This is a genomic window from Sphingomonas panaciterrae (assembly GCF_036890205.1).
GTDB lineage: Bacteria > Pseudomonadota > Alphaproteobacteria > Sphingomonadales > Sphingomonadaceae > Sphingomonas > Sphingomonas panaciterrae.
In genome coordinates this window covers 178,566-202,225 of record NZ_JAKNQR010000001.1, presented here as the reverse complement: position 1 = coordinate 202,225, position 23,660 = coordinate 178,566, and the positions used below count along the sequence as shown (strand labels likewise).

Here is a 23,660-nt window from a genome sequence, read left to right as displayed (position 1 = left end):
GCCCCCTCGTTGTCGTCAAAGGTCAACGGTCGCGGATCAGAGGCACGCCTCGAGAAACGCCTGATCGAAGCCGAACTGCTTGGCCTTGTCGATCGTATAGGGGCGAAGGCCCATGGCGCGATATTCGCCGATGATCTTCCCGTCGGCGCTCTCGTCCAGATATTCGAACTTGAAGAGCTCCTGCGTGACGATCACGGGGCCTTCCATGCCGATCACCTCGGTGACGTTGGTGACCCGGCGCGAGCCGTCGCGCAGGCGCTTCACCTGGATGATCATGTCGACCGAATCGGCGATCTGGCGGCTGATCGCCTCCTTCGGCACCTTGATGTCCGACATCATCACCATGTTCTCCATACGCGCCAGCGCCTCTCGCGGGCTGTTGGAGTGGAGCGTGCACATCGAGCCATCGTGGCCGGTGTTCATCGCCGAGAGCATGTCGAAACACTCGGCGCCGCGAATTTCGCCGAGAATGATACGGTCCGGGCGCATACGCAGCGCGTTCTTGACGAGATCGCGGATCGAGATCTCGCCCTGACCCTCAAGATTGGCGGGGCGGGTTTCGAGCGGCAGCCAGTGCGGCTGCTGGAGGCGGAGTTCGGCCGCGTCCTCGATCGTCAGCACGCGCTCGCCGGGGTCGATCATCTTCGACAGCGCGTTGAGCATCGTCGTCTTGCCCGAGCCGGTGCCGCCCGAGATGACGATGTTGAAGCGGCAGGCGCCGGCGATCTTCAGCGCGGTTGCCATCTTTGGCGACATCGAGCCGAACCCGGCCATCATGTCGAGCGTGATCGGCTTGGCAGAGAATTTACGGATCGAGATGGCGGTGCCGCGAAGCGAGAGCGGCGGGACGATCACGTTGACGCGGGAGCCGTCCTTGAGGCGCGCGTCGGCGAGCGGCGTCGTCTGGTCGACGCGGCGACCGACCGAGTTGCAGATGCGCTGCGCGATCTGGAACAGATGTTCCTCATCGCGGAACTGGATCTGCGCGAGCTGGAGCTTGCCCTTCTTTTCGATGAACGTCTGGTCGGGGCCGTTGACCATGATGTCCGAGATTTCGGGATCGGCCAGCAGCTCCTCGAGCGGGCCGAGACCGAGCAGCTCGTCGACCAGCACCTTTTCCAGCGCGAACTGTTCGCGCCGGTTAAGGGTGAGCTTCAGTTCGGCGAGCACCTCGCCGATGATCGGGCGGAATTCCTCCGCCAGCTCATCCTTGCCGAGCGTGGCCGCGGCCTCCGGATCGACGCGTTCGAGAAGGCGCGGGAGCACCTGTTCCTTGATCTTGTGGATCGACGCCTCGAAGCCTTCCATGCGGCTGTTGCCGGCGTCGCCTGAGGTGGCCTGACGTTCGGCGAGGCGCTGCATCGCGTCCATCTGGAGCCCCGGCATGGTGCCGACGATGTCGGGCGCCGCAAGCTCGCCGGGGAGGGGCAAGGCGTCGAGCGCGGGGAATTGGTCACCGCCATCGGGGCGGGGCGCCGGGGCGCCACCCTGCATCGGGCGCGCCACGCCAAACCCGGGGCGCGCGGCCGTACCTACGTTGTTACGACGCCCAAAAGCGCTCATGCCATCCGTCCTGCTAACACCGGAGAATTGGTAAGCGGCAAGGCTTTATATTTGCCTAATTACGGGCGTCTGGCGGGATCAGTCGCGCGATGGGGCGCGGGCGGTGGCGGTGTCTTTTTCCCGGGCAAGCAGCGCCTGTTTGCGCTCGGGGCCAAAGGCGTAGCCGCCAGTTGCCCCGTCGCTGCGGGTGACTCGGTGGCAGGGGATGAGGATGGGGACGTGGTTGGCGCCGCACGCGCTTCCCGCGGCCCGTACCGCTCCGGGCCGGCCGGCGAGCGCCGCGAGATCGGCATAGCTGCGCGTCTCGCCGGGCGGGATGGTGCGCAATGCCTGCCAGATCGCCTCCTGAAAGGCGGTGCCGCGCACGTCGAGCGGCAGGTTGTGGTCACGGGCGGGGGATTCGACAAGCGCGACGACCTCTTGGGCGAGGTGGGCGAGCGTCGTGTCTCCGGGGATGATCTGCGCCTTGGGGAACAGGCGGTCGAGGTCGTCCGGCCCGGTGTCAAAGGCGAGGCGGCAGATGCCGCGGTCGGTGGCGGCGACCAGCAGTGGGCCAAGGCTGGTCGCCGCGATGGTCCAGCGGATCGTGACGCCGGCGCCGCCGCGGCTCCAGGCGCTGGGGCTCATGCCGAGCCGTGGGGCGGCGTGGTCGTAGAAGCGGCTCGGCGCGGAATAGCCGCCCTCGTAGATGGCCGTCGTGACGGAGGCGCCGGCGGCGAGTGCCTCGGCGGCGCGGCTTGCCTTCAGCCCGCGCGCATAAGCGGCGGGCGTCACGCCGGTCGCGCGCTTGAACAGGCGGTTGAAATGGTGCGGGGCGTAGCCGACGGTGGCGGCGAGTTCTTCCAGTGGCGGCGGAACCTCAGCCGTGTCGAGCAGCGTCAGTGCGCGGGCGACGGCGAGGCGATCGCGGGCGATCTCGTCCGGGCGGCAGCGCATGCAGGCGCGATAGCCGGCCGCGCGCGCCTGATCGGGGGCGGGGTAGAAGGACACATTCTCGCGCCGGGGGTGCCGGGCGGGGCAGCTTGGCCGGCAATAGATGCCGGTGGTGCGCACCGCGACCACGAACCGGCCGTCGGCGCCACGATCGCGGCTGGCGAAGGCGGCCCAAGCGGCGTCGGTGTCGATGGCATCGCTCATGACCCTGATGTACGACACCGCGCGGACGCAGGCATCCCATGGCTTGCGATCAAAACAGAACAATGAACGGGAGAGGGTGAATGGACGATCTGGTCTTGCTGGACGTGGCCGATGGCATGGCGACGGTGACGCTGAACCGGCCGGGGGCGATGAACGCGCTGTCGACCGCGCTGCGGGCGCGCCTCTACGCGGTGATGAAACAGGTCGACGCCGACGATGACGTGCGGGCGGTGGTGCTGACGGGGGCGGGCGAGCGCGCGTTTACCGCCGGGCTGGACCTGAAGGAGCTGGGATCGCAGGCCGGCGCACTCGGCTCCGCCAATGCGCGCGGCGCGGACGAGAACCCGGTCAAGGCGATCGAACTGTGCCGCAAGCCGGTGATCGGCGCGATCAACGGGGTGGCGATCACCGGCGGGTTCGAGGTGGCGCTGGCATGCGACATCCTGATTGCGAGCGAGAATGCGCGCTTTGCCGACACCCATGCGCGGGTCGGCGTGATGCCGGGCTGGGGGTTGAGCCAGAAACTGTCGCGGCTGATCGGCATTTCGCGGGCCAAGGAATTGTCGCTGAGCGGCAATTTCATCGACGCGGCGACCGCCGAGCGCTGGGGGCTGGTCAATCGCGTGGTGCCGGCGGGTGACCTGCTGGCGACGGCGCGCAAGCTGGCGGCGGACATTGCCTCTGCCGATGCAGGCTTCATCGCGGCGTACAAGAAGCTGATCGACGATGGCTTTGCGCGGCCGTTCGGCGAGGCAATGACGCTGGAGCATGAGCGCTCGTCGGCGGCGAACCGGGCGGTGACGCCGGAAGCGGTCGAGGCACGGCGCGCGGCGGTACAGGCGCGGGGGCGGTCGCAATAGCGCTTTTCTTCCCAAATATCCCCGCTAAGTTCATGGAACGGGGATGAAAACGGGGGATGGATGACCTGGGGGAAACTGGTCGCACTGTGCGGTGCGATCCTGGCGGCGACGCCTGCCGCAGCCGAATGGCTGGAGGCGTCGTCGCGGCACTTCGTGCTGTATTCGGACACGAGCGAGAAGATGATTCGGCGCCAGTCGGAGGCGCTGGAACGGCTCGACTGGGGGCTGCGCCGGTTCGCCAAGGTGCAGGACGAGCCCGAGATTGCGTCGCGCAAGGTCACCGTCTTTTTGATCGATGATTCGCAGGTGCGATCGCTGTGCGGATGCCAGAATGTCGGGGGCTTCTACCAAACGCGGGTGAGTGGATCGATCGCGTTCAGCGGCAAGGCGTCGTCGTTCGGTGACAATGGCATCGGGCAGATGGTGCTGTTCCACGAATATGCGCACCATTTCATGTTCGCGTCCTACGACCTTGCCTTTCCCGCCTGGTACACCGAAGGCTTCGCCGAGTTCGCGTCGACGATGCGGATCAAGGACGATTCGGCGCAGATCGGCGTCCCGGCGCAGCACCGCGCCCGTGGGCTGTTCCAGGGCCAGCGCTTTCGGGTGCCGGAGATGTTCGATTCGACGCTGCGATCGCGGCTGGGCAGCGCCGAGCGGCAGGACGCGTTCTATGGGCGTGGCTGGTTGCTCACCCATTACCTGACGTTCAAGCCCGAGCGGTACCGGCAGTTCCAGCAATATCTGAGGCTGCTGAATAGCGGCACGCCAAGCGTGGCGGCGGCCGAACAGTCATTCGGCGACCTTGGCGCATTGTCGATCGAGGTGGACCGGTACCTTGCCGGCTCGCGGATGCCGGCCATGACCATGATGTACGATGGGAATGTGTTGCCGGCGGCCCGTGTGCGGCGTTTGTCAGCGGGCGAAGCGGACATGATCGACCTGCGGACGCGATCGATACGTGGCGTCACCAAGACGGAGGCGGCGAAGCTGTACGCCAGGGCGGCGCCGATCGCCGCCAAATATGCCGATGACGCGCTGGTTCAGGGATGGCTGGCCGAAATGGCCTTTGATGCCGAGCAATATGACGCGGCGGTGGCGGCGGCGGAGCAGGCGATCGCGCGGGATGCCCGATCCGTCCAGGCGCATATGTATCGCGGCGCGGCACTGCTGCGCCAGTTGAAGCAGGGCAATGTTAAGGATGCCGCGCAGTGGGACCGCGCCCGCCGCAGCATCATCGCGGCCAACCGCAGCGATCCCGACGATGCCGAGCCGCTCTGGTGGTTCTGGCTGAGTTTCCAGATGCAGGAGCGCGAGCCGACGCCGTCGGCGATCAAGGGGCTGTACCGCGCGCAGGAACTGACACCGCAGGATTGGGGGGTCAGGATGGCCGCGGCAGTGGCGCGGATCGAGGCAAAGGAGTGGGCCGAGGCCAAGCGGCTGTTGCGGCCGGTCGCCTATCATCCCCACGCGCCTGCGGATAATCCGGCGTTGGCCATGCTGACCGCAATCGAAGCGGGAAAGTCGGGGAGCGAGATCCGGGCGGTCGGCGAGGTGAAAACGGAGGCGACGGGCGAACAGCCGTGAGCGGCGCGCCCCGCCGCCGCAGACCTTCTGCCGGGGCGGCTAGCCGCGCCGCCACCGATTGGCGCTGATCAGCCGGCGGTTTCGCGGAACAGCGTCAGCGTCCGGTCGCGCGCGAGTTCGGCCGAGGGCTCGTGATAATCCTTGCGCCGGTCGGAGTTGAAGCCGTGCCCGGCTTCATAGACATGAACTTCGGCGAGCGGATGCGCGCAGGCGATTGTCGCCTCGACGCCCTCCATCGGGATGCCGCGATCATAGCGGCCGAAATGCGCGATAACGGGAACGCGTGGGGCGGCTTCCGCGGCGAAGGCGGGAATCATGCTGCCATAATAGGCCGAGGCGGCGGCCACATCGTCGAGCTTCGTCGCGGCCGCCCAGGCGACGGAGCCACCGTAGCAATAGCCGACCACGAACACCGGCCCCTTGTCCTTGAGACGGTCGATGCAGCTTTGCGTGTCCTTCAGTGACAGGTCGAACGGGTGAAGCGTGCGCGCCAGCTCCACGGCGCGTTCGAAGCCGGGGCCTGTATAGTCCGCCTCGAACCCCGGATGCTCGCGGTCGAACAGCGCGGGGGCGAGCACTTCATATCCTTCGGTCGCATAATCATCGGCCATGTCGCGGATGTGATCGGTAACGCCAAAGATTTCCTGCACCAGCACGACCCCGCCGCGCCGCTCGCCCGCGGGAGTGACGTGATAGACCGCGATATCGGCAGCGTCGCTCATCGTCATGCGCATCATCTTGCCCGTCGGGCCATCAAGCATCGCAATCCCTCCGTTTCCGATTGTTGCATCCACGCTACCCCTTTGCTACGCGGCGGCCAACCCAAGCGTCGGCGCCGTTAGCGCGTCGTGTTTTCGCATGGGGGTTTAACCTTAGTGCGAACGGGGATTCGACTCGCGTGGATGGTTCCAGCGGTAATCTAGGTGGCAGCATCCAGGCGAGCCTGGGCGGTCGGTATGCGACTGCGCTGTTTGACCTCGCCGAACAGGCGAAGACGATCGATACGGTGGAGGCGAGCCTGGCAAAGGTTCGGGCCGCACTGGATCAGTCGGACGATTTCAAGGCGTTGACGACCTCGCCGGTCGTGGCGCGCGACGCGGCAGGAAAGGCTGTGCTGGCGACCGCCGACGAGCTCGGCGTTGATCCCGTCACGCGCAACTTCCTGGGCGTGCTGGCGCAGAATCGCCGGCTGGCGCAGCTGCCCGCGATCATTCGCGCCTTTCGCATGCTTGCCGCGCACCATCGCGGCGAAGTCACCGCTGACGTCACCAGCGCGCACCCGCTGACCGACGATCAGGTCACCGAACTGAAGCAGCAGCTGCGCCAGCGCGTCGGCCGCGAGGTGTCGGTCGACCTGTCGGTCGATCCTGCGCTGCTTGGCGGACTTGTCGTCCGCGTCGGTTCCCAGATGATCGATTCGTCGATCCGTACCCGCTTGAATGCGCTCGCCAGCGCGATGAAGGGCTAAGAACAATGGATATTCGCGCCGCAGAAATCTCCAAGGTCATCAAGGACCAGATCGCCAACTTCGGCACCGAGGCCCAGGTCAGCGAGACCGGCCAGGTGCTCAGCGTCGGTGACGGCATCGCGCGCATCTATGGCCTCGACAACGTCCAGGCGGGCGAGATGGTCGAGTTCGCCAATGGCGTGCAGGGCATGGCCCTCAACCTCGAAGCCGACAACGTCGGCGTCGTGATCTTCGGCTCGGACGCCGAGATCAAGGAAGGCGACACCGTTCGTCGTACCGGCACCATCGTGGACGTGCCGGTCGGCAAGGGGCTGCTCGGCCGCGTGGTCGATGGCCTGGGCAACCCGATCGACGGCAAGGGCCCGATCGTGGCGGCCGAGCGCCGCCGCGTCGAGGTGAAGGCGCCGGGCATCATCCCGCGCAAGTCGGTGCATGAGCCGGTGCAGACCGGCCTGAAGGCGATCGACGCGCTGGTGCCGGTCGGTCGTGGCCAGCGCGAGCTGATCATCGGTGACCGTCAGACCGGCAAGTCGGCGATCGCGATCGACACGTTCATCAACCAGCGTGAAGTGAACAAGGGCGACGACGAATCGAAGAAGCTGTACTGCGTCTATGTCGCAGTGGGCCAGAAGCGTTCGACCGTCGCGCAGCTCGTCCGCACGCTGGAAGAGAATGGCGCGATGGAATATTCCATCATCATCGCCGCGACCGCTTCGGACCCGGCGCCGCTGCAGTTCCTGGCGCCGTACACCGGCACCGCGATGGGCGAGTTCTTCCGCGACAACGGCATGCACGCCGTGATCGTGTTCGACGACCTTTCCAAGCAGGCAGTCGCTTATCGTCAGATGTCGCTGCTGCTGCGCCGTCCGCCGGGCCGTGAAGCCTATCCCGGCGACGTGTTCTATCTCCACTCGCGCCTGCTGGAGCGTGCGGCGAAGATGAACGACGCCAATGGCGGTGGCTCGCTGACCGCGCTGCCGATCATCGAGACGCAGGCAGGCGACGTGTCGGCCTACATCCCGACCAACGTGATCTCGATCACCGACGGCCAGATCTTCCTCGAGACCGACCTGTTCTTCGCGGGCATCCGCCCGGCGATCAACGTCGGTCTGTCGGTGAGCCGCGTCGGCTCGGCCGCGCAGACCAAGGCGATGAAGAAGGTGTCGGGCTCGATCAAGCTGGAGCTGGCGCAGTACCGCGAGATGGCGGCCTTCGCTCAGTTCGGTTCGGACCTCGACGCATCGACCCAGAAGCTGCTGAACCGTGGCGCGCGCCTGACCGAGCTGCTGAAGCAGCCGCAGTTCTCGCCGCTGCCGTTCGAGGAGCAGACGGTGTCGATCTTTGCCGGCACCAACGGCTATCTCGACAATGTCGCGGTGCAGGACGTGGTCCGTTACGAGGCGGCGATGCTGGCCTTCATGCGCGACCAGCATGGCGCGACGCTGGCGAAGATCCGCGATACGCGCGATCTGGGCGACGAGGCCAAGGGCCAGGTCGTCGCGGCGCTCGACGCTTTCGCCAAGACGTTCGCGTAACGGATAGGGCAACACATCGCGTCACCCCGGCGTCAGGCCGGGGTCCCGCTGCTGCCACGGCAGGAACAGGCGGGGGGCCGCGCAGGCGCGGCATGACGGGTGAGGGGACGGTGAAGAACTAGAATGGCAAGCCTCAAGGCCCTCAAGATCCGCATCGGCTCAGTGAAGTCGACGCAGAAGATCACCAAGGCGATGAAGATGGTCGCCGCCGCGAAGCTGCGCCGTGCGCAGGAAGCGGCGATCGCCGGTCGCCCCTATGCGGAGCGGCTGGAGGCGGTGATGTCCAGCCTCGCGTCCAAGGTGACGGTCAGCGAGAACAGCCCCAAGCTGCTCGCGGGCACCGGCAAGGACCAGGTGCACCTGCTCGTCGTCGCGACGTCGGAGCGCGGCCTGGCGGGCGCGTTCAACACGAACATCGTTCGCGCCGCGCGCAAGAAGGCCGAGGAGCTCGAAAGCCAGGGCAAGACGGTCCGCTTCTATCTCGCGGGCAAGAAGGGGCGCGTTCTGCGCCGTTTCTACCCGGACGCGATCCTGGCCGATCATGAGCTCGGGCAGCACAAGGTGCTCGGTTTCGACCAGGCACGCGAAGTTGCCGATGACCTGATCGCACGCTTCGAGGCGGGCGAGTTCGACGTCGCGCATCTGTTCTACGCCAAGTTCCAGTCGGCGTTGGTGCAGATCCCGACCGGGCAGCAGATCATTCCGGTGTCGGTGCCGACGGTTGCCGTCGATACCGCCAACGATGGCGATGCGGCGGTGGAGTACGAGCCCGACGAGGAAGCGATCCTCGCCGAGTTGCTGCCGCGCAACGTCGCGATTCAGGTGTTCCGCGCCATGCAGGAAAATGCCGCGTCCGAGCAGGGCAGCCGCATGACCGCCATGGACAATGCGACGCGCAACGCCGGCGACATGATCAAGCGGCTGTCGATCCAGTACAACCGCGCACGTCAGGCCGCGATCACGACCGAACTGGTCGAGATCATCTCGGGCGCCGAAGCCCTGTGATGAAGGCGGGCATCCTGCTGGCGGCGGCGACGCTTGCCCTGGCGGGTTGCTCCGGCGCGCCTGCCGGGAATGACACGGCAGAGGCGGCTTACAACAACAGCTTCGTCTCGCCCAATCTTGCCGGGGGAACCTGGCAAGGGGTGTTCGACGATCCGGCAAGCTCGATCGACCATTTCGCACGCATCGGGCTTCGCCCCGGCGCATATGAGAAGGTCGGTGGCGAATGGCGATCGGAGGCCGTGCCAACGGCGATGACCGATCCGTCGGCGCCCAACCCGGTGATGGCGATGTTCGTCGCCGCCGGAGGCGAGAAGAAGCTGTCGCGAGTCACCTTCACGCTGGTCGAGCCGCTTGCGTCGAACGACCAGCAGGCGCGCGACCAGTTCGACAAGTGGATGAGCCAGGCGCTTACCCAGCTTGGCGTGGCCGGTGGCGACCAGGCGGTGAAGGCGATCCATGGCGAAGCGCGCGCGACCGGCACGGTGCCGGGCGGTGCGCGCTACGCCGTTGATCGCGAGACGACCGACAAGGATCGGTTGCTGGCCGTGACCTTCACGCCCGGCGACCCTATATTGAACGGGACCGACCCGACGGCTAGCTGAGCCGCCGCAACGCCCCGCACGACGACCAACGACACAATCCTGCACCCGCAGGCACGACGAAGAAGGTAGAAGCAAGATGGCCACCGTCCTCGAGGATCGCCCGACCACTTCGGGCAGCAACAATGTGGGCCGCATCAGCCAGGTGATCGGCGCGGTGGTCGACGTGACGTTCGACACCCACCTGCCGGCGATCCTGTCGGCGCTGGAGACGAGCAACAACGGCCAGCGCCTGGTGCTCGAAGTCGCCCAGCACCTGGGTGAGAACACCGTCCGCACGATCGCGATGGATTCGACCGAGGGCCTGACCCGCGGCCAGAGCGTGACCGACACGGGCGCGCAGATCACCGTGCCGGTCGGCCCGGCGACGCTCGGCCGCATCCTGAACGTCGTCGGCGAGCCGATCGACGAGCGCGGCCCGGTCAACTCGGAGCATCACGCGCCGATCCACGCCAAGGCGCCGGAGTTCATCGACCAGTCGACCGAAAGCTCGATCCTGGTCACCGGCATCAAGGTGATCGACCTGCTCGCGCCTTATGCAAAGGGCGGCAAGATCGGCCTGTTCGGCGGCGCCGGCGTCGGCAAGACCGTGCTGATCCAGGAGCTGATCAACAACATCGCGAAGGGCCATGGCGGCACGTCGGTGTTCGCGGGCGTCGGTGAGCGTACCCGCGAGGGCAACGATCTGTACCACGAGTTCCTCGACGCGGGCGTTATCGCCAAGGATGCCGACGGCAACCCGACAACCGAAGGGTCGAAGGTGGCGCTGGTGTTCGGCCAGATGAACGAGCCGCCGGGCGCGCGTGCCCGCGTCGCTCTGTCGGGCCTGACCATCGCGGAATACTTCCGTGACGTTGAGGGCCAGGACGTGCTGTTCTTCGTCGACAACATCTTCCGCTTCACCCAGGCGGGCGCGGAAGTGTCGGCACTGCTCGGCCGTATTCCGTCGGCCGTGGGCTATCAGCCGACTCTGTCGACCGACATGGGCGCGCTGCAGGAGCGCATCACGTCGACCAACAAGGGTTCGATCACCTCGGTGCAGGCCGTGTACGTCCCCGCGGACGACCTTACCGACCCGGCGCCGGCGACCTCGTTCGCCCACTTGGACGCGACGACCGTGCTTAACCGCGCGATCTCTGAACTCGGCATCTATCCGGCGGTGGACCCGCTCGATTCGACCAGCCGCGTTCTCGAGCCGCGCGTTGTCGGCCAGGAGCATTACGAGACGGCGCGCGCCGTGCAGACGATCCTGCAGAAGTACAAGTCGCTGCAGGACATCATTGCCATCCTCGGCATGGACGAGCTGTCCGAAGAGGATAAGCTGACCGTCAGCCGCGCCCGCAAGATCCAGCGCTTCCTCAGCCAGCCGTTCCACGTCGCCGAGGTGTTCACCAACATCCCCGGCAAGTTCGTGCAGATCGAGGACACGGTGCGCAGCTTCAAGGCGGTGGTGAACGGGGAGTACGATCACCTGCCGGAAGCAGCCTTCTACATGGTCGGCGGCATCGACGAAGTCGTCGCCAAGGCCGAGAAGCTGGCGCAGGAAGCGTAAGCACGTTTCCCTCCTGCCTAACAGGAGGGCCGCAGGGCGGGGATTGATCTGAGGATCGACCCCGACCGCCCGGTCCTCCCAGCCCTTCCCGGGTGGAAGGGAGTGAGAAGAAGAAATGCTGCACTTCGAACTCGTCACGCCTGAACGCCTCGTCCGCAGCGAGAGCGTGTACATGGTCACCGTTCCCGGCACCGAAGGCGACTTCGGCGTGCTGGAAGGCCATGCACCGCTGATGTCGACGATCCGCGACGGCAATCTGCTGGTCCAGAAGACCGCGGGCGCCGCGCCGGAAACGATCGCCATTCGCGGCGGCTTTGCTGAAGTGAACGCCAACGGCCTGACCGTTCTGGCGGAGCATGCTGCCTAAGGGCGGTTCGCTCACGCGTCCTTAGCGGACATTGTCAAAGGCTTCCCCGGATCGGATCCGGGGAGGCCTTTGTCGTTTTGGGCGTCGGCGCTAGCGGGCGAAGCTCCGTTGGAGGAAGTCGGCGTAGATGCTGGTCAGCGTGTGGAGGTCGGCCACCGATACCGCCTCGTCAAGCTTGTGCATGGTCGCGTTGAGCAGGCCGAATTCCACCACCGGGCAGACCGCAGCGAGGAAGCGCGCGTCCGACGTGCCGCCCGAGGTGGAAAGTTCGGGCACCACTCCGGTACAGGCCTCGATCGAGGCGGCGAGGGTGGCCGAAAGAGCGCCGGGCTCGGTCAGGAACGCCTCTCCCGACACCTTGGGCGTGACGATCGCGTCGGGTGCGTGGCGCTGGACGATGGCGGTGATCCGTCGGCCTAGCTCTTCGCCCCGGTGCAGGTCGTTGAAGCGGATCGAGAGGCGGGCAGTAGCGCGCGCCGGGATCACGTTGGTCGAGGGGTTGCCGACGGTGATATCGGTCACCTCGATATTGGACGGCTGGAACCAGTCGGTGCCCGCGTCCAGCACGATTCCCTCGATCTCGGCGAGGGCCGCAATGAGCCGCGGGATCGGATTGTCGGCGAGGTGCGGGTAGGCGACATGCCCTTGGCGGCCAGGGATATCGATCCAGATGTTGACCGATCCGCGCCGGCCGATCTTCATCATGTCGCCGAGCCGCGTCGTCGAGGTCGGCTCTCCCACGAGGCAGGCGTCCGGGCGGATGCCGCGTGTCGCCATGCGATCGATCAACGCGCGGGTGCCGTAGATCGCCGGGCCTTCCTCATCGCCGGTGATCAGCAGGCTGGTGGTGCCGGGGCCATCGACCTGCGATGCGGCCGCGACGAAGGCGGCGATCGCGCCCTTCATGTCAACGGCGCCGCGGCCATAGAGCAGATCGCCGCGGACCTCCGGCTCGAAGGCGCCGCTGGTCCAGCCGTCACCCGGCGGGACCACGTCGAGGTGGCCTGCAAAGGCGATGTGCGACCCGCCGCTGCCGCGGACGGCGAGGAGGTTTTCGACCGGGCCGTCGGGCGCCTCGCCGACGACGAAGCGATCGACGTCGAAGCCGAGCGGGCGCAAGGCCGCCTCAAGCACGTCGAACACCGGGCCGCGGGCAGGGGTAACGCTTTCGCAGGCGAGCAAGGCCTGCGCCAGCGCGAGAACATCGGTCATTGCCGGGCCGGCTGTTCGAACTGTTCGATCACCCAATCCTCTTCCTGCGCACCGGCGATCCAGTCCTGCATGAACGGATGGGCGAGGACGGCCGCGATATAGGATTGCGCGAACCGCGCGACCGGCAGCGAATAGGTAACGATGCGGGTGCAGACAGGCGCGAACATGATGTCGACGGCGTTGAACTCCCCGAACAGGAACTCGCCATCGCCACCCCAGCGGGCGCGGGCCTGCGCCCACAATTCCATCATTCGGGTGAGATCGGCCACCACGCCAGCCGATGGCGGTGCGGGCGGATAGATCTGGCGGATGTTCATGCTGTGCTCGCGGCGCAGCGAGACGAAGCTGGAATGCATTTCCGCCGCCATTGAGCGGGCCATGGCGCGGGCGGCATCGTCCTTGGGCCAGAACACGTCGCGGCCGACCTTGTCGGCGAGATATTCGATGATGGCGAGGCTGTCCCACACCACCGCGTCACCATCCCACAGGATCGGCACCTTGCCAGATGACGGGGCGAACTCTGCGCCCCCACGGCGCTTGTCCCAATCCTGATCATAGAGCGGCACCACGACTTCCTCGAACGGGACGCCCGACTGCTTGCAGGCGAGCCAGCCGCGCAGCGACCAGGAGGAATAGGCCTTGTTGCCGATGATCAATTTCATGGCTGCAAGGGGTAGAGCCGCGCGCGACCCCGTGCAACATTCGCCAGGCGAAACAGAAATGAGGGGGGATTATGGAGACGGATCGGCGCGGGCTGCTGGGCGGCGCAGTGGCGGGGGCGGCGTTGCTGGCGCCGGGAGCGGCCACGGCACAGGGCGGAGACATGGACAAGATCCGGCGCGCGGTGAGCGCCGGCCATGACGAAGCGATCGCGCGGCTGCGCCAGTGGATCGCGCTGCCGTCCATCGCGGCGGAGAACCGCGACATGGACAAGGGCGCGGCGATGATGGCGCAAATGGCGCGCGACGCCGGGTTCCAACAGGCGACGATCGTTCCCACCGATGGCGCGCCGGGCGTGTTCGCCACGATGGACAATGGCGCGGCCAAGACGCTCGGCCTGTATTTCATGTACGACGTCAAGCAGTTCGACCCGGCGGAATGGACCTCACCGCCGCTGGAGGGGCGGATCGTCGACAAGCCGGGGCTGGGCAAGGTGCTGGTCGGGCGCGGGGCGGTGAACCAGAAGGGGCCGGAAAGCGCGCTGCTGGCCGCGCTTCATGCGTTCAAGCGCGCCGGCGTGAAGCCGCCGGTCAATCTGGTGTTGGTGGCGGAGGGGGAGGAGGAGATCGGCTCCCCTCACTTCAAGCAGATTGTCGAGCGGCCCGAGGTGCTGGCGGCGCTGAAGAAATGCAGCGGCGTGATCATCCCGGCGATGTGGCAAGACCCGACGACGGGTGACTTCACGATCAACCTGGGCGCCAAGGGTATCGTTGAACTGGAGCTGATCGCCTCGGCCGACAATTGGGACCGCGGGCCGACGCGCGACATCCATTCCAGCCAGAAGGCGATCATCGACGCGCCGGCGTGGCGGCTGGTCAAGGCGCTCGACACCTTGGTGTCCGAGGACGGGAATACGCCGACGATCGACGGCTGGTTCGACAAGGTTCGCCCGCTGACCGCGCGCGAGAAGGCGCTGATCGCGGAAAGCGCGCGGGTGCGCGATTCGGCCGATGCGTTGCGGCAGGCCGGGGTGAAGAAGTGGATTGGCGAGGAGAGCTGGCAGGCGACGCTGGAGCGGCTGGCGGCGATGCCGACGGTCAATATCGAGGGGCTGGTCGCGGGCTATACCGGTCCGGGCGGCAAGACGATCCTGCCGGCCAAGGCGACGGCGAAGCTCGATTTCCGGCTGGTGCCCAACCAGACTTATGCCGATTGCGTCGCCAAGGTGCGCGCGCATCTGGACAAGCGCGGGTTCCAGGACATCGCCGTCAAGGTGGGCGGTGGCTACGACCCGACCGAGACGGCGGAGGATTCGGCGCTGATCAGGGCCGAACGCGCGACGTGCGAGCGGGCGGGGGTGAAGACGACGGTCTATCCGCGGCTCGCGGGAAGCTGGCCCGGCTACATCTTCACCGGCGCGCCCGTGTCGCTACCCGCGGGACAGTTCGGGCTGGGGCATGGCAATGGCGCCCATGCCCCTGACGAATATCTGCTGATCGAGAGCACCAATCCCAAGGTGATGGGCTATGATGCGTCGACGGCGGTATTCGCCGATTTCCTGTATCAGGTCGCAGCGACCAGCTGAGCCGGCCGGCGGGGCGATCGGTCAGCCGATCGCCTCGATCACCGCGGCGCGCAGTTCGGGGATGCCCATGCCCTTTTCGGCGGAGGTGGCGATGATCTCCGGGTGTGCGGCGGGGCGCTTGCGTGCCTCAGCGACGGTTCGTTCCGTCACCTCGGCAAGCTCCGTCGCCTTGATCTTGTCCGCCTTGGTCAGGACCATGCGGTAGCTGACGGCCGCCTTGTCGAGCATTTCCAGGATCTCGCGATCGACGTCCTTCACGCCGTGGCGCGCATCGATCAGCACCAGCGCGCGCTTCAGCACCTGACGCCCCCGCAGGAAGTCATTCACCAGGAAACGCCATTTCTTGACGATGTCCTTGGGCGCCTTGGCAAAGCCGTAGCCGGGCATGTCGACGAGGCGGAACAGCAGCGGATCGCCGATATCGAAGAAGTTCAGCTCCTGCGTTCGCCCCGGCGTGACCGAGGTGCGCGCCAGCGTCTTGCGCCCGGTCAGCGCATTGATGAGCGACGATTTGCCCACGTTGGAGCGACCGGCAAAAGCGACTTCGGGCACCAGCGGATCGGGCAGGAACTGAAGCGCGGGGGCTGACTTCAGAAACTCGATCCGGCCGGCGAAGATCTTTCGCGCGGTCTCGATCTCCTCGGCGGAGCGGCTCGCCGCTTCGCTGACGTCGGGCGCGAGATGGCCTGCCACCTCCGGCACCGGCATATCGCCGGGCGTATCGCCGGTGTCGGAGGGGGACTGGCTCATTTCGACGGTGCTTCCTTCAGGCCCGGGTGGCGGGCGTAGAGCAGCTTCTGCTGCAGGATGGTGAGGACGTTGGAGGTGATCCAGTAGACCTGGAGGCCGACCGCGAACGGCGCCATCACGAACATCAGTACCCACGGCATCAGCGCGAAGATCTGCTTCTGTGCGTCATCCATCGGCGCCGGGTTCAGCTTGAACTGGAAGTACATGCTGATGCCGAGCAGGATCGGGATCACGCCGATCGCCAGGAATGACGGCGGGGTGAAGGCGAGCAGGCCAAACAGGTTGACGGGGGTCAGCGGATCGGGCGCGGACAGATCCTTGATCCAGCCGACGAACGGCTGATGCCGCATTTCGATCGTCAGCATCAGCATCTTGTACAGCGCGTAGAAGATCGGGATCTGCAACAGGGTGGGAAGGCAACCGGCGAGCGGATTGACCTTCTCCGTCTTGTACAGCGCCATGATCTCCTGCTGCATCCGCGGCTTGTCGTCTTTGAAGCGCTCCTGGATGGCCTTCATCTTCGGCTGGACGGCGCGCATGTTGGCCATCGACGCGAACTGGCGCTGCGCGATCGGGAACATGAGCAGGCGGATCGTCAGCGTCAGCAGGATGATCGCGACGCCGAAGTTGCCGACATGGCGGAACAGCCAGTCGAGATAGTAGAAGATCGGCTTCTCAACGACGCGGAACCAGCCCCAGTCGAGTGCATAGTCGAACCGGGTGACGCCTTCCTTGTCGGTGTAATGATCGAGCAGGCGAACTTCCTTCGCGCCGGCGAAGAAGCGGCTCGTCTGGGTGATCTGGCGGCCCGGGGGCAGCAGCTGGGCGTTGGTGGTGTAATCGCCCTGATAGGCCTTGTTGGCACCGGCGCGGAACTGGCCGTCGAAGGGACGCACCTGATCCGGGATCAGCGCGGTCAGCCAGTATTTGTCGGCAAAGCCGAGCCAGCCGCCGGTGGTGGAGAAGCGCTGCGGCGCTTCGTCCAGATCCTTGAAATCGACGTCATAGTCGGCCTTGTCGTTGTGGACCGACATCGGGCCGACGTGGATCGTCCAGCTGTCCGGATCCTTCGACACGCCGGCGCGGTTGACCAGGCCGTAGGCGGCGACCGGAACGGCGCCGGTGCCTGCATTGGCGACCGTCTGCTTGATCCCGAACATATAGCCGTCGTCGACGGTCAGCTCGATCGTGAAGCGCTGGCCCTTGTCGTTGGTGGCGGTCAGCGTGACCGGCTTTCCGGGGGCAAGGAGGTTGGACGAGGCGGTCCAGACCGTGTCGGCGGACGGCGGCGAGAGGCCGTCGTCACGCCAGCCAAACGCAGCGAAATATGCCTCGGGCGCGCCCGCTGGCGACAGCAGGCGCACCGGCGGCGAATCCTTCGCCACGGTGACCTTGTAATTCTTCAGCACGAGATCGTCGATCCGCGCGCCCTTCAGGTTGATCGAGCCGTGCATGGTCGGCGTGTCGATCTGCACCCGCGGCGTTTCGCGCAGCACGACGGCGCGGTCGCGATTGGCGGCCGGCGTATCGGCCGTCGGATCGGCGTTCTTGTTCGGCAGAACCTCGGTCTTGCCGTCCTCGATCTTCGTCACCGGCGGATTGGCGGTCGGGAAGAAGCGGTTCTGCACCACCGGCCAGCCGAACAGGATCAGCGCCGCGATGACCGCGAACAGCACGAAGTTCTTGTTCTCTTTGTTCACGAGCGCCTTATTCCCTTAGGGCCCAATCCATCATGGGACCGGATCATAGCCGTGCCCGCCCCACGGATGACATCGCGCGATGCGCTTTGCCGCGAGCCAGCTGCCTCGTGCTGCGCCATAGCGGCGCAAGGCCTCGATTGCATAGGCCGAACAGCTTGGCTGGTAACGACAGGTTGGTGGCAGGATGAGCGACGGGCCGAGTTGCCATAGCCGAGCCACCAGGATCAGCAGGCGGGCGATCATCCCGGCACCTTGCCGCGGACACGCGTAGCCGTCTTTCGCAGCGCGTTGCCGAATTCGGCACGCAGGCTGGCATAATCACGCTCGATTCCGCCCATGCGGCCGATCAGGACATGATCTGCACCCGGCACGCCATCTGACGGCAGCAGCTCACGCGCGAGCGCCCGCAGCCGGCGTTTCATCCGGTTGCGCACCACCGCGTTGCCGATTTTCTTGGTGACGGTATAGCCAACGCGGATCGTCGCGTCGCCATCATTGCGGGGGCGCACCAGAAGCACGAAGCCGGGCATGGGTGCGCGCTCGCCCGCATTCGCCGCCAGGAAATCCCGGCGGCGGGTAAGCGTCTGAATGATCGAGTCGCCTGCGCGAGGCTGACCGGCCGTTAGGCCGACAGCTTCTTGCGACCGCGCGCGCGACGCGCCCGAATCACGGCGCGGCCGCCGACCGTCGCCATCCGCGCACGGAAGCCGTGACGGCGTGCCCGCACCAGGTTGCTCGGCTGAAAGGTCCGCTTCATTGCTCATTCCCGAATCTGAAAAAGAAGGGCCGCCACGAGGGGCAGCCCGAACATGGCGCCGCATAGGTGAAGGTGACGGGTAAGTCAACGCGAGCCGATCACGCGATCCCGCGCGCGGCGGCGCAGCGCACTGCGGCGGCGCATTGCCCGGTCCGCGATGTTGCCGACGCGTGGCCAGCGACGTTTGGCACGGGCCCAGCGCACCTGCGCGCGGCGCGAGTTGCGGAGGATCAGGATCATGCCGCCGGCGAACAGGAAGATGCCGCCCGGCCCCGGCAACGGCCCCATCGCCGCCGCGCCCACGAGCAGCACGCCGCCGAGCGAGAGCTGCAGGATCCTCATGGCAGGGTGGCGATCACGCATGCGGCGCATGTGGCTCCGGTGTGTTGCGAAGACAAGACGGTGATGAATGGTTTGCAGCGCTGACAAAGCGGCTATGAACAATGTCATAACGGGGGCGGGGGATGCATGGCGGCGATCGTCTCGACGGTGGCGTATCTGGGGCTGGAGGCGCGCGCGGTCGAGGTTCAGGTGCAACTGATAGCTGGCCTGCCGGCGTTCAATCTGGTCGGGCTGGGCGACAAGGCAGTCGGCGAAAGTCGCGAGCGCGTGCGCGGCGCGATTGCCGCCATGGGGCTTGCCATGCCGCCCAAGCGGATCGCGGTGAACCTGTCGCCGGCCGACCTACCGAAAGAAGGATCGCATTTCGACCTTCCCATCGCGCTGGGGCTGTTGGCTGCGATGGGCGTGGTCGATGCCGAGGCGCTGGCGGATTATGTCATCGTCGGTGAGTTGACGCTGGACGGACGGATCGCCGCGTCACCTGGGGTGCTGCTGGCCGCGTTGCATGCCGCGGAACTGGGGCGTGGATTGATCTGCCCGGCCGCGCAGGGCGCCGAAGCCGCCTGGGCGAGTTCGATCGAGGTGCTGGCCGCGCCCGACCTGCTATCGCTGATCAATCACCTGAAGGGCCACGGGTTGCTCTCGGCCCCGGCGCCGGGTGAGGTCGTCGCTGGTGGTGAGGGGCCGGACCTGCGGCAGGTGCGGGGGCAGGAGACGGCCAAGCGCGCGCTGGAGATCGCAGCGGCGGGCGGACACAACCTGCTGATGGTCGGACCGCCGGGTGCCGGCAAGTCGCTGATGGCGTCCTGTCTGCCGGGCATCCTGCCTTCGCTCGATCCAGCCGAGGCGCTGGAAGTGTCGATGGTGCAATCGGTGGCGGGGGTGTTGGAGAACGGGCGGCTAACCCGCACCCGACCCTTCCGCGCACCGCATCATTCAGCCTCGATGGCGGCGCTTACCGGCGGCGGGCTGAAGGTGCGGCCGGGCGAGGTGAGCATGGCGCACCTGGGGGTCTTGTTCCTCGACGAGCTGCCCGAGTTCCAGCGCGCGGTGCTCGACTCGCTGCGCCAGCCGCTCGAGTCCGGCACGGTCAGCGTGGCGCGCGCCAACGCGCATGTGACCTTTCCGGCGCGTGTGCAGCTAGTCGCGGCGATGAACCCCTGCCGCTGCGGCTATCTGGGTGATGCCGGGCTGGCCTGCGCCCGGGCGCCGAAATGTGCCGCCGATTACCAGGCGAAGGTATCGGGCCCCTTGCTGGACAGGATCGACCTGCATGTCGAAGTGCAGGCGGTGAGCGCCGCCGACCTGATGCTGCCGCCCCCAGTGGAGGGGTCGGCCCAGGTCGCCGCCCGCGTGGCACAGGTGCGGGCGATCCAGCAGGACCGGTATCGCGACCGCGGCATAAGGACGAATGCCGAAGCCGATGGCGATGTGCTGGAGGCGTTCTGCGCGCCGGATGCGGCGGGGCGTGCGCTGCTGGCGCAGGCGGCGGAGGCGATGCGGCTGTCGGCGCGCGGCTATACCCGCATCCTGCGCGTCGCCCGGACGATTGCCGACATGACGGGTTCCGACGCCGTGGGACGCATCCATGTGGCGGAGGCGCTGAGCTATCGGTGGCGGGCGCCGACAAATTGAGGGGTCAGCCGGCGAGGCGGTGATCGGGATCGAGCAGCGGCGCGCCGGGGGCAAGGAGGCGCCGCTCCGCCAGGAGCCTGCGCGTGTTGGCCGAGTTCATCGGCCGCCCGTAGAGATAGCCCTGGCCGCGTGCGCAGCCGAGGTTGCGCAGCCAGCCCTCCGTCTCGATGTCCTCGACGCCTTCTGCGGTTACCGGCAGGTTCAGGCTGGAGCCAAGGCCGGCGATGGCGCTGACCACAGCGGCGCTGTCGCTGTCGCTGGCGACCGCCTTCACCACGCTCCGGTCGATCTTGATCCGGTCGAACGGCAGCGCGCGCAGGTGGCCGAGGCTGGAATGGCCAGTGCCGAAATCATCCAGCGCGACGCGGATGCCCTGGTTCTTGAGGCTGCCGACGATCGACTGAGCGAGCGGCAGGTTTTCGAACAGCGCGCCTTCGGTGATCTCGATCTCCAGCCGATGCGCGGGGAAGCCGGTTTCGAGCAGGAGCTTGATGATCTTCTGCGGCAGCCAGGCGTCGCGCAACTGCGCGGGCGAGATGTTGATCGACAGGCTGAGCGAGGGATCCCAGTCGCGCGCGGCATGGAACGCCTGACGCATCACGGCCAGCGACAGGTCGGCGATCATGCCGGTCTGTTCGGCGATGGTGATGAACCGGTCTGGCGGGATGATGCCGTGGACCGGGTGGTCCCAGCGGGCGAGCACTTCGAACCCGAACAACTGGCCGGTGGCGAGGTCGATCTGCTGTTCGAAATAGGGGATGATCTGGCCCGCCGGAATGGCGTCGCGCAGCGCCTGTTCCAGTTCGTTGCGCGCCTGCAGCGCACGCGCCATCGCCGGATCGAACCAGCCGACGCGGTTTCGCCCGGCTTCCTTGGCGGCGCACATCGCGATTTCGGCCGCGCGCGTCAGCGCGTCGATCGAGCCACGCTCCACGTCCGACCGTGCAAGGCCGATGGTAGCCGTGATCTGAATGCCCGCGCCGTCGATCTCGATCGGCTGCGCGAGGTGGCTGACGAGGCGCTCGGCTATACGCTGTACGGTATCGGGATCGCGCGGATCGAAGACGAAGGCGCAGACGAATTCGTCCCCGCCGAGCCGTCCGGCCAGCGCGAAAGGTGGCAGCTCGGCCTGGATCTGGCTGGCAACGCGGGCGAGCAGCTTGTCACCCGTGGCGTGGCCATGGAGTTCGTTCACCGCGCGAAAGCGATCGAGATCGACCAGCAGGAGCGCGGTGGCGCGGTGCCTGCGCGACGCATCGAGCAGCATGGCGCTGCCCTGCTCCGTCAATGCGCGACGATTGAGCAGGCCGGTCAGCGGATCGCTGGTCGGCGTCAGACGGGTACGAGCGCTGTTCGCCAGCCGCTGCCCGACCAGCTGAGTGATCTGGCGATGGCGGTGCCACCCGAGAAGAATGAGCGCGACGTTCAGGAGAAGCGCGAGGACCATCAGTTCGTCGACCGCGCCGCCGAACCTGCGCTGCAGAAGGGTGGCGGCCGTCGCACCGAGCAGCGCCACGAACAGCCCGATCGCGGCGATCGTGATACGGCCTGCAGGGGTAGCGCGCGGTTCAGCAGAACCATGCGAGACCTGGGCGGGGGGCGCCGAGTCTTCCATCTCGCCCCATGATGCGGCGGGGCCATGTATAATTTGTTAACTGCCCGATGCTTGCCCCGCAGCGCGGTTTGCCGTACAGGCCGCGCAACGTTCCGAGTTGAACGCTGAAGACAAGCGCCCATTGTGGTGCACGCTGGCCGGCGAGGTTTCGCCCGCCGGCGCTTTCGCGTTTGGGCGGAAGAAAGGAGTTTTGACGCGATGTTCGACAGCCTGAGCGACCGTCTTGGCGGTGTATTCGACCGTCTTCGCGGCCGTGGCGCGCTGACCGAGGCCGATGTCCGGCAGGCCATGCGCGAAGTGCGCATCGCGTTGCTGGAGGCTGACGTCGCCTTGCCCGTCGCGCGGCAGTTCGTCGAAGAGGCCACCGAAAAGGCGATCGGCCAGAACGTGCTGCGCTCGGTGACTCCGGGGCAGCAGGTCGTCAAGATCGTCAATGACGCGCTGGTCGCGATGCTCGGCGGCGACGATCCCGAAGCGGCCGAGCTGAAGATCGACGTCACGCCGCCGGCGGTGGTGATGATGGTCGGCCTGCAGGGGTCGGGCAAGACGACCACGACCGCGAAGATCGCCAAGCGCCTGTCGGGCGGCAAGGCGGGCCGCGATCGCAAAAAGGTGCTGATGGCGTCGCTCGACGTCAATCGCCCGGCGGCGCAGGAGCAGCTGGCGACGCTGGGCAAGCAGATCGAGGTGCAGACGCTGCCGATCGTGGCCGGGCAGCAGCCGGTCGATATCGCCCGCCGCGCGCTTCAGGCGGCGAAGCTGCAGGGCTTCGACGTGCTGATGCTCGACACGGCCGGGCGCCTTCACGTCGACCAGGCGTTGATGGACGAAATGAAGGCGGTGGCGGAAATCGCCACGCCGCAGGAAATCCTGCTCGTTGTCGATTCGCTGACCGGCCAGGACGCCGTCAATGTCGCGCAGAGCTTCTCGGCGCAGGTGCCGCTGACCGGCGTGGTGCTGACCCGGATGGACGGCGATGCGCGCGGTGGTGCGGCGCTGTCGATGCGCGCCGTCACCGGCAAGCCGATCAAGTTTGCCGGCGTCGGCGAAAAGATGGACGCGCTCGAGGCGTTCCATGCCGAGCGTGTCGCTGGCCGAATCCTGGGCATGGGCGATGTCGTCAGCCTGGTCGAGAAGGCGGCGGAGTCGATCCAGCAGGAAGACGCCGAGCGCATGGCGGCGAAGCTGGCCAAGGGCCAGTTCGACATGGACGACCTGCGTGGCCAGCTGGCGCAGATGCGCCGCATGGGTGGCCTCGGCGCACTGGCCGGGATGATGCCCGGCATGAAGAAGGCGCAGCAGGCGATGGCCAACGGCGCGGTCGACGAACGCATTCTGCTGCGCATGGACGCGATGATCACGTCGATGACGCCGAAGGAGCGATCGAAGCCCGAACTGATCAACGCCAAGCGCAAGATCCGTATCGCCAAGGGCAGCGGCACGACCGTTCAGGACGTGAACAAGCTGCTGAAGATGCACCAGGAACTGTCCACCGCGATGAAGAAGATCCGCAAGATGGGCGGTATCAAGGGCATGCTGGCGATGCTGGGCAAGGGTGGTCCTGGCGGCGGCATGGCCGGTATCGGCAACGCGCTGGGCGGGCCGGAGCTTGGCGACATGCTGGGCAAGGCCGGCGGCGGGCTCCCTGGTCTGCCGGGTGCTGCGGGCGGCCTGCCGCCCGGATTTCCGAAGTTCAAGAAGTAAGCAACCGCCCCGTCGCGGGGCAACATT

23 protein-coding genes are annotated in these 23,660 nt (G+C 66.7%); 11 read left to right on the top strand and 12 right to left on the bottom strand.

What is annotated here, in order from left to right; translation table 11 throughout:
• Nucleotides 1–36: 36 nt before the first annotated feature.
• Nucleotides 37–1,563: a CpaF family protein gene (locus L8F96_RS01015; protein ID WP_046410196.1), complete on the bottom strand. Its 1,527-nt coding sequence runs from the start codon at nt 1,561–1,563 to the stop codon at nt 37–39.
• Between the two features lie 78 nt (nt 1,564–1,641).
• On the bottom strand, nt 1,642–2,700 hold the full coding sequence (gene ada, locus L8F96_RS01010) for a bifunctional DNA-binding transcriptional regulator/O6-methylguanine-DNA methyltransferase Ada (protein WP_125944492.1): 1,059 nt from the start codon (nt 2,698–2,700) through the stop codon (nt 1,642–1,644).
• Nucleotides 2,701–2,780: 80 nt separating this feature from the next.
• Between ada and L8F96_RS01005 the strand changes: the two genes are divergently transcribed.
• Entirely contained in the window at nt 2,781–3,560 is a 780-nt protein-coding gene (locus L8F96_RS01005; RefSeq protein ID WP_334654618.1) for an enoyl-CoA hydratase, read from the top strand.
• 60 nt (nt 3,561–3,620) lie between these two features.
• Complete coding sequence (locus L8F96_RS01000; RefSeq protein WP_334654616.1) at nt 3,621–5,147, top strand: tetratricopeptide repeat protein; 1,527 nt, start codon at nt 3,621–3,623, stop codon at nt 5,145–5,147.
• Nucleotides 5,148–5,215: 68 nt separating this feature from the next.
• On the opposite strand, the gene L8F96_RS00995 is transcribed toward L8F96_RS01000, so the two are convergent.
• Nucleotides 5,216–5,908 (bottom strand): dienelactone hydrolase family protein, encoded by a 693-nt coding sequence (locus tag L8F96_RS00995; RefSeq protein WP_296221432.1) that lies wholly within the window; start codon nt 5,906–5,908, stop codon nt 5,216–5,218.
• 137 nt (nt 5,909–6,045) lie between these two features.
• Between L8F96_RS00995 and L8F96_RS00990 the strand changes: the two genes are divergently transcribed.
• The 6 genes from L8F96_RS00990 to L8F96_RS00965 all read left to right on the top strand — a co-directional run bounded on the left by L8F96_RS00990 (nt 6,046) and on the right by L8F96_RS00965 (nt 11,673).
• Nucleotides 6,046–6,615 (top strand): F0F1 ATP synthase subunit delta, encoded by a 570-nt coding sequence (locus L8F96_RS00990; protein ID WP_145118813.1) that lies wholly within the window; start codon nt 6,046–6,048, stop codon nt 6,613–6,615.
• Nucleotides 6,616–6,620: 5 nt separating this feature from the next.
• Nucleotides 6,621–8,150: a F0F1 ATP synthase subunit alpha gene (gene atpA / locus L8F96_RS00985; protein ID WP_046410204.1), complete on the top strand. Its 1,530-nt coding sequence runs from the start codon at nt 6,621–6,623 to the stop codon at nt 8,148–8,150.
• 123 nt (nt 8,151–8,273) lie between these two features.
• Complete coding sequence (locus L8F96_RS00980) at nt 8,274–9,155, top strand: F0F1 ATP synthase subunit gamma (RefSeq protein WP_125944497.1); 882 nt, start codon at nt 8,274–8,276, stop codon at nt 9,153–9,155.
• The gene (locus L8F96_RS00975; RefSeq protein WP_334654611.1) at nt 9,155–9,757 is read left to right on the top strand and encodes a hypothetical protein; all 603 of its coding nucleotides are present in this window, start codon (nt 9,155–9,157) and stop codon (nt 9,755–9,757) included. The genes L8F96_RS00980 and L8F96_RS00975 overlap by 1 nt, the downstream gene beginning before the upstream one ends.
• 76 nt (nt 9,758–9,833) lie before the next feature.
• Complete coding sequence (atpD, locus tag L8F96_RS00970) at nt 9,834–11,306, top strand: F0F1 ATP synthase subunit beta (RefSeq protein WP_046410209.1); 1,473 nt, start codon at nt 9,834–9,836, stop codon at nt 11,304–11,306.
• Nucleotides 11,307–11,421: 115 nt separating this feature from the next.
• Nucleotides 11,422–11,673 (top strand): ATP synthase F1 subunit epsilon, encoded by a 252-nt coding sequence (locus L8F96_RS00965; protein WP_046410211.1) that lies wholly within the window; start codon nt 11,422–11,424, stop codon nt 11,671–11,673.
• Nucleotides 11,674–11,763: 90 nt separating this feature from the next.
• Here the strand turns inward: L8F96_RS00965 and dapE are convergent, their stop codons facing one another.
• Both dapE and L8F96_RS00955 read right to left on the bottom strand, forming a co-directional pair.
• Nucleotides 11,764–12,885 carry a succinyl-diaminopimelate desuccinylase gene (gene dapE / locus L8F96_RS00960; protein ID WP_334654606.1) on the bottom strand — a complete coding sequence of 374 codons (1,122 nt, stop codon included), beginning with the start codon at nt 12,883–12,885 and terminating at the stop codon, nt 11,764–11,766.
• The gene (locus tag L8F96_RS00955) at nt 12,882–13,547 is read right to left on the bottom strand and encodes a glutathione S-transferase family protein (RefSeq protein WP_046410213.1); all 666 of its coding nucleotides are present in this window, start codon (nt 13,545–13,547) and stop codon (nt 12,882–12,884) included. Before L8F96_RS00955 ends, dapE begins: the two co-directional genes overlap by 4 nt.
• A 71-nt stretch (nt 13,548–13,618) precedes the next feature.
• Between L8F96_RS00955 and L8F96_RS00950 the strand changes: the two genes are divergently transcribed.
• Nucleotides 13,619–15,130 carry a M20/M25/M40 family metallo-hydrolase gene (locus tag L8F96_RS00950; RefSeq protein WP_334654603.1) on the top strand — a complete coding sequence of 504 codons (1,512 nt, stop codon included), beginning with the start codon at nt 13,619–13,621 and terminating at the stop codon, nt 15,128–15,130.
• A 21-nt stretch (nt 15,131–15,151) separates the two neighbouring features.
• Here the strand turns inward: L8F96_RS00950 and yihA are convergent, their stop codons facing one another.
• The 6 genes from yihA to L8F96_RS00920 form a co-directional block, all read right to left on the bottom strand.
• A complete protein-coding gene (yihA, locus tag L8F96_RS00945; RefSeq protein WP_417158936.1) occupies nt 15,152–15,838 on the bottom strand; it encodes a ribosome biogenesis GTP-binding protein YihA/YsxC in 687 nt (228 codons plus the stop codon).
• 38 nt (nt 15,839–15,876) lie between these two features.
• A complete protein-coding gene (gene yidC / locus L8F96_RS00940) occupies nt 15,877–17,580 on the bottom strand; it encodes a membrane protein insertase YidC (RefSeq protein ID WP_046410215.1) in 1,704 nt (567 codons plus the stop codon).
• Between the two features lie 30 nt (nt 17,581–17,610).
• Nucleotides 17,611–17,823, bottom strand: coding sequence for a membrane protein insertion efficiency factor YidD (yidD, locus tag L8F96_RS00935; protein WP_082103069.1), 213 nt, complete (start codon nt 17,821–17,823; stop codon nt 17,611–17,613).
• Complete coding sequence (gene rnpA, locus L8F96_RS00930) at nt 17,820–18,170, bottom strand: ribonuclease P protein component (protein WP_334655613.1); 351 nt, start codon at nt 18,168–18,170, stop codon at nt 17,820–17,822. The genes yidD and rnpA overlap by 4 nt, the downstream gene beginning before the upstream one ends.
• A gap of 32 nt (nt 18,171–18,202) precedes the next feature.
• Nucleotides 18,203–18,337, bottom strand: a complete 135-nt coding sequence (rpmH, locus tag L8F96_RS00925; protein WP_028056723.1) for a 50S ribosomal protein L34 — start codon at nt 18,335–18,337, stop codon at nt 18,203–18,205.
• Between the two features lie 84 nt (nt 18,338–18,421).
• The gene (locus L8F96_RS00920; RefSeq protein WP_125944595.1) at nt 18,422–18,679 is read right to left on the bottom strand and encodes a hypothetical protein; all 258 of its coding nucleotides are present in this window, start codon (nt 18,677–18,679) and stop codon (nt 18,422–18,424) included.
• A 126-nt stretch (nt 18,680–18,805) separates the two neighbouring features.
• Here L8F96_RS00920 and L8F96_RS00915 point away from each other — a divergent pair, with 126 nt between their 5' ends.
• The gene (locus L8F96_RS00915) at nt 18,806–20,314 is read left to right on the top strand and encodes a YifB family Mg chelatase-like AAA ATPase (RefSeq protein ID WP_334654599.1); all 1,509 of its coding nucleotides are present in this window, start codon (nt 18,806–18,808) and stop codon (nt 20,312–20,314) included.
• 4 nt (nt 20,315–20,318) lie between these two features.
• Here the strand turns inward: L8F96_RS00915 and L8F96_RS00910 are convergent, their stop codons facing one another.
• Nucleotides 20,319–21,929 (bottom strand): putative bifunctional diguanylate cyclase/phosphodiesterase, encoded by a 1,611-nt coding sequence (locus L8F96_RS00910; RefSeq protein ID WP_334654597.1) that lies wholly within the window; start codon nt 21,927–21,929, stop codon nt 20,319–20,321.
• 198 nt (nt 21,930–22,127) lie between these two features.
• Here L8F96_RS00910 and ffh point away from each other — a divergent pair, with 198 nt between their 5' ends.
• On the top strand, nt 22,128–23,633 hold the full coding sequence (gene ffh, locus L8F96_RS00905; protein ID WP_334654595.1) for a signal recognition particle protein: 1,506 nt from the start codon (nt 22,128–22,130) through the stop codon (nt 23,631–23,633).
• The last annotated feature ends 27 nt before the right edge of the window (nt 23,634–23,660 follow it).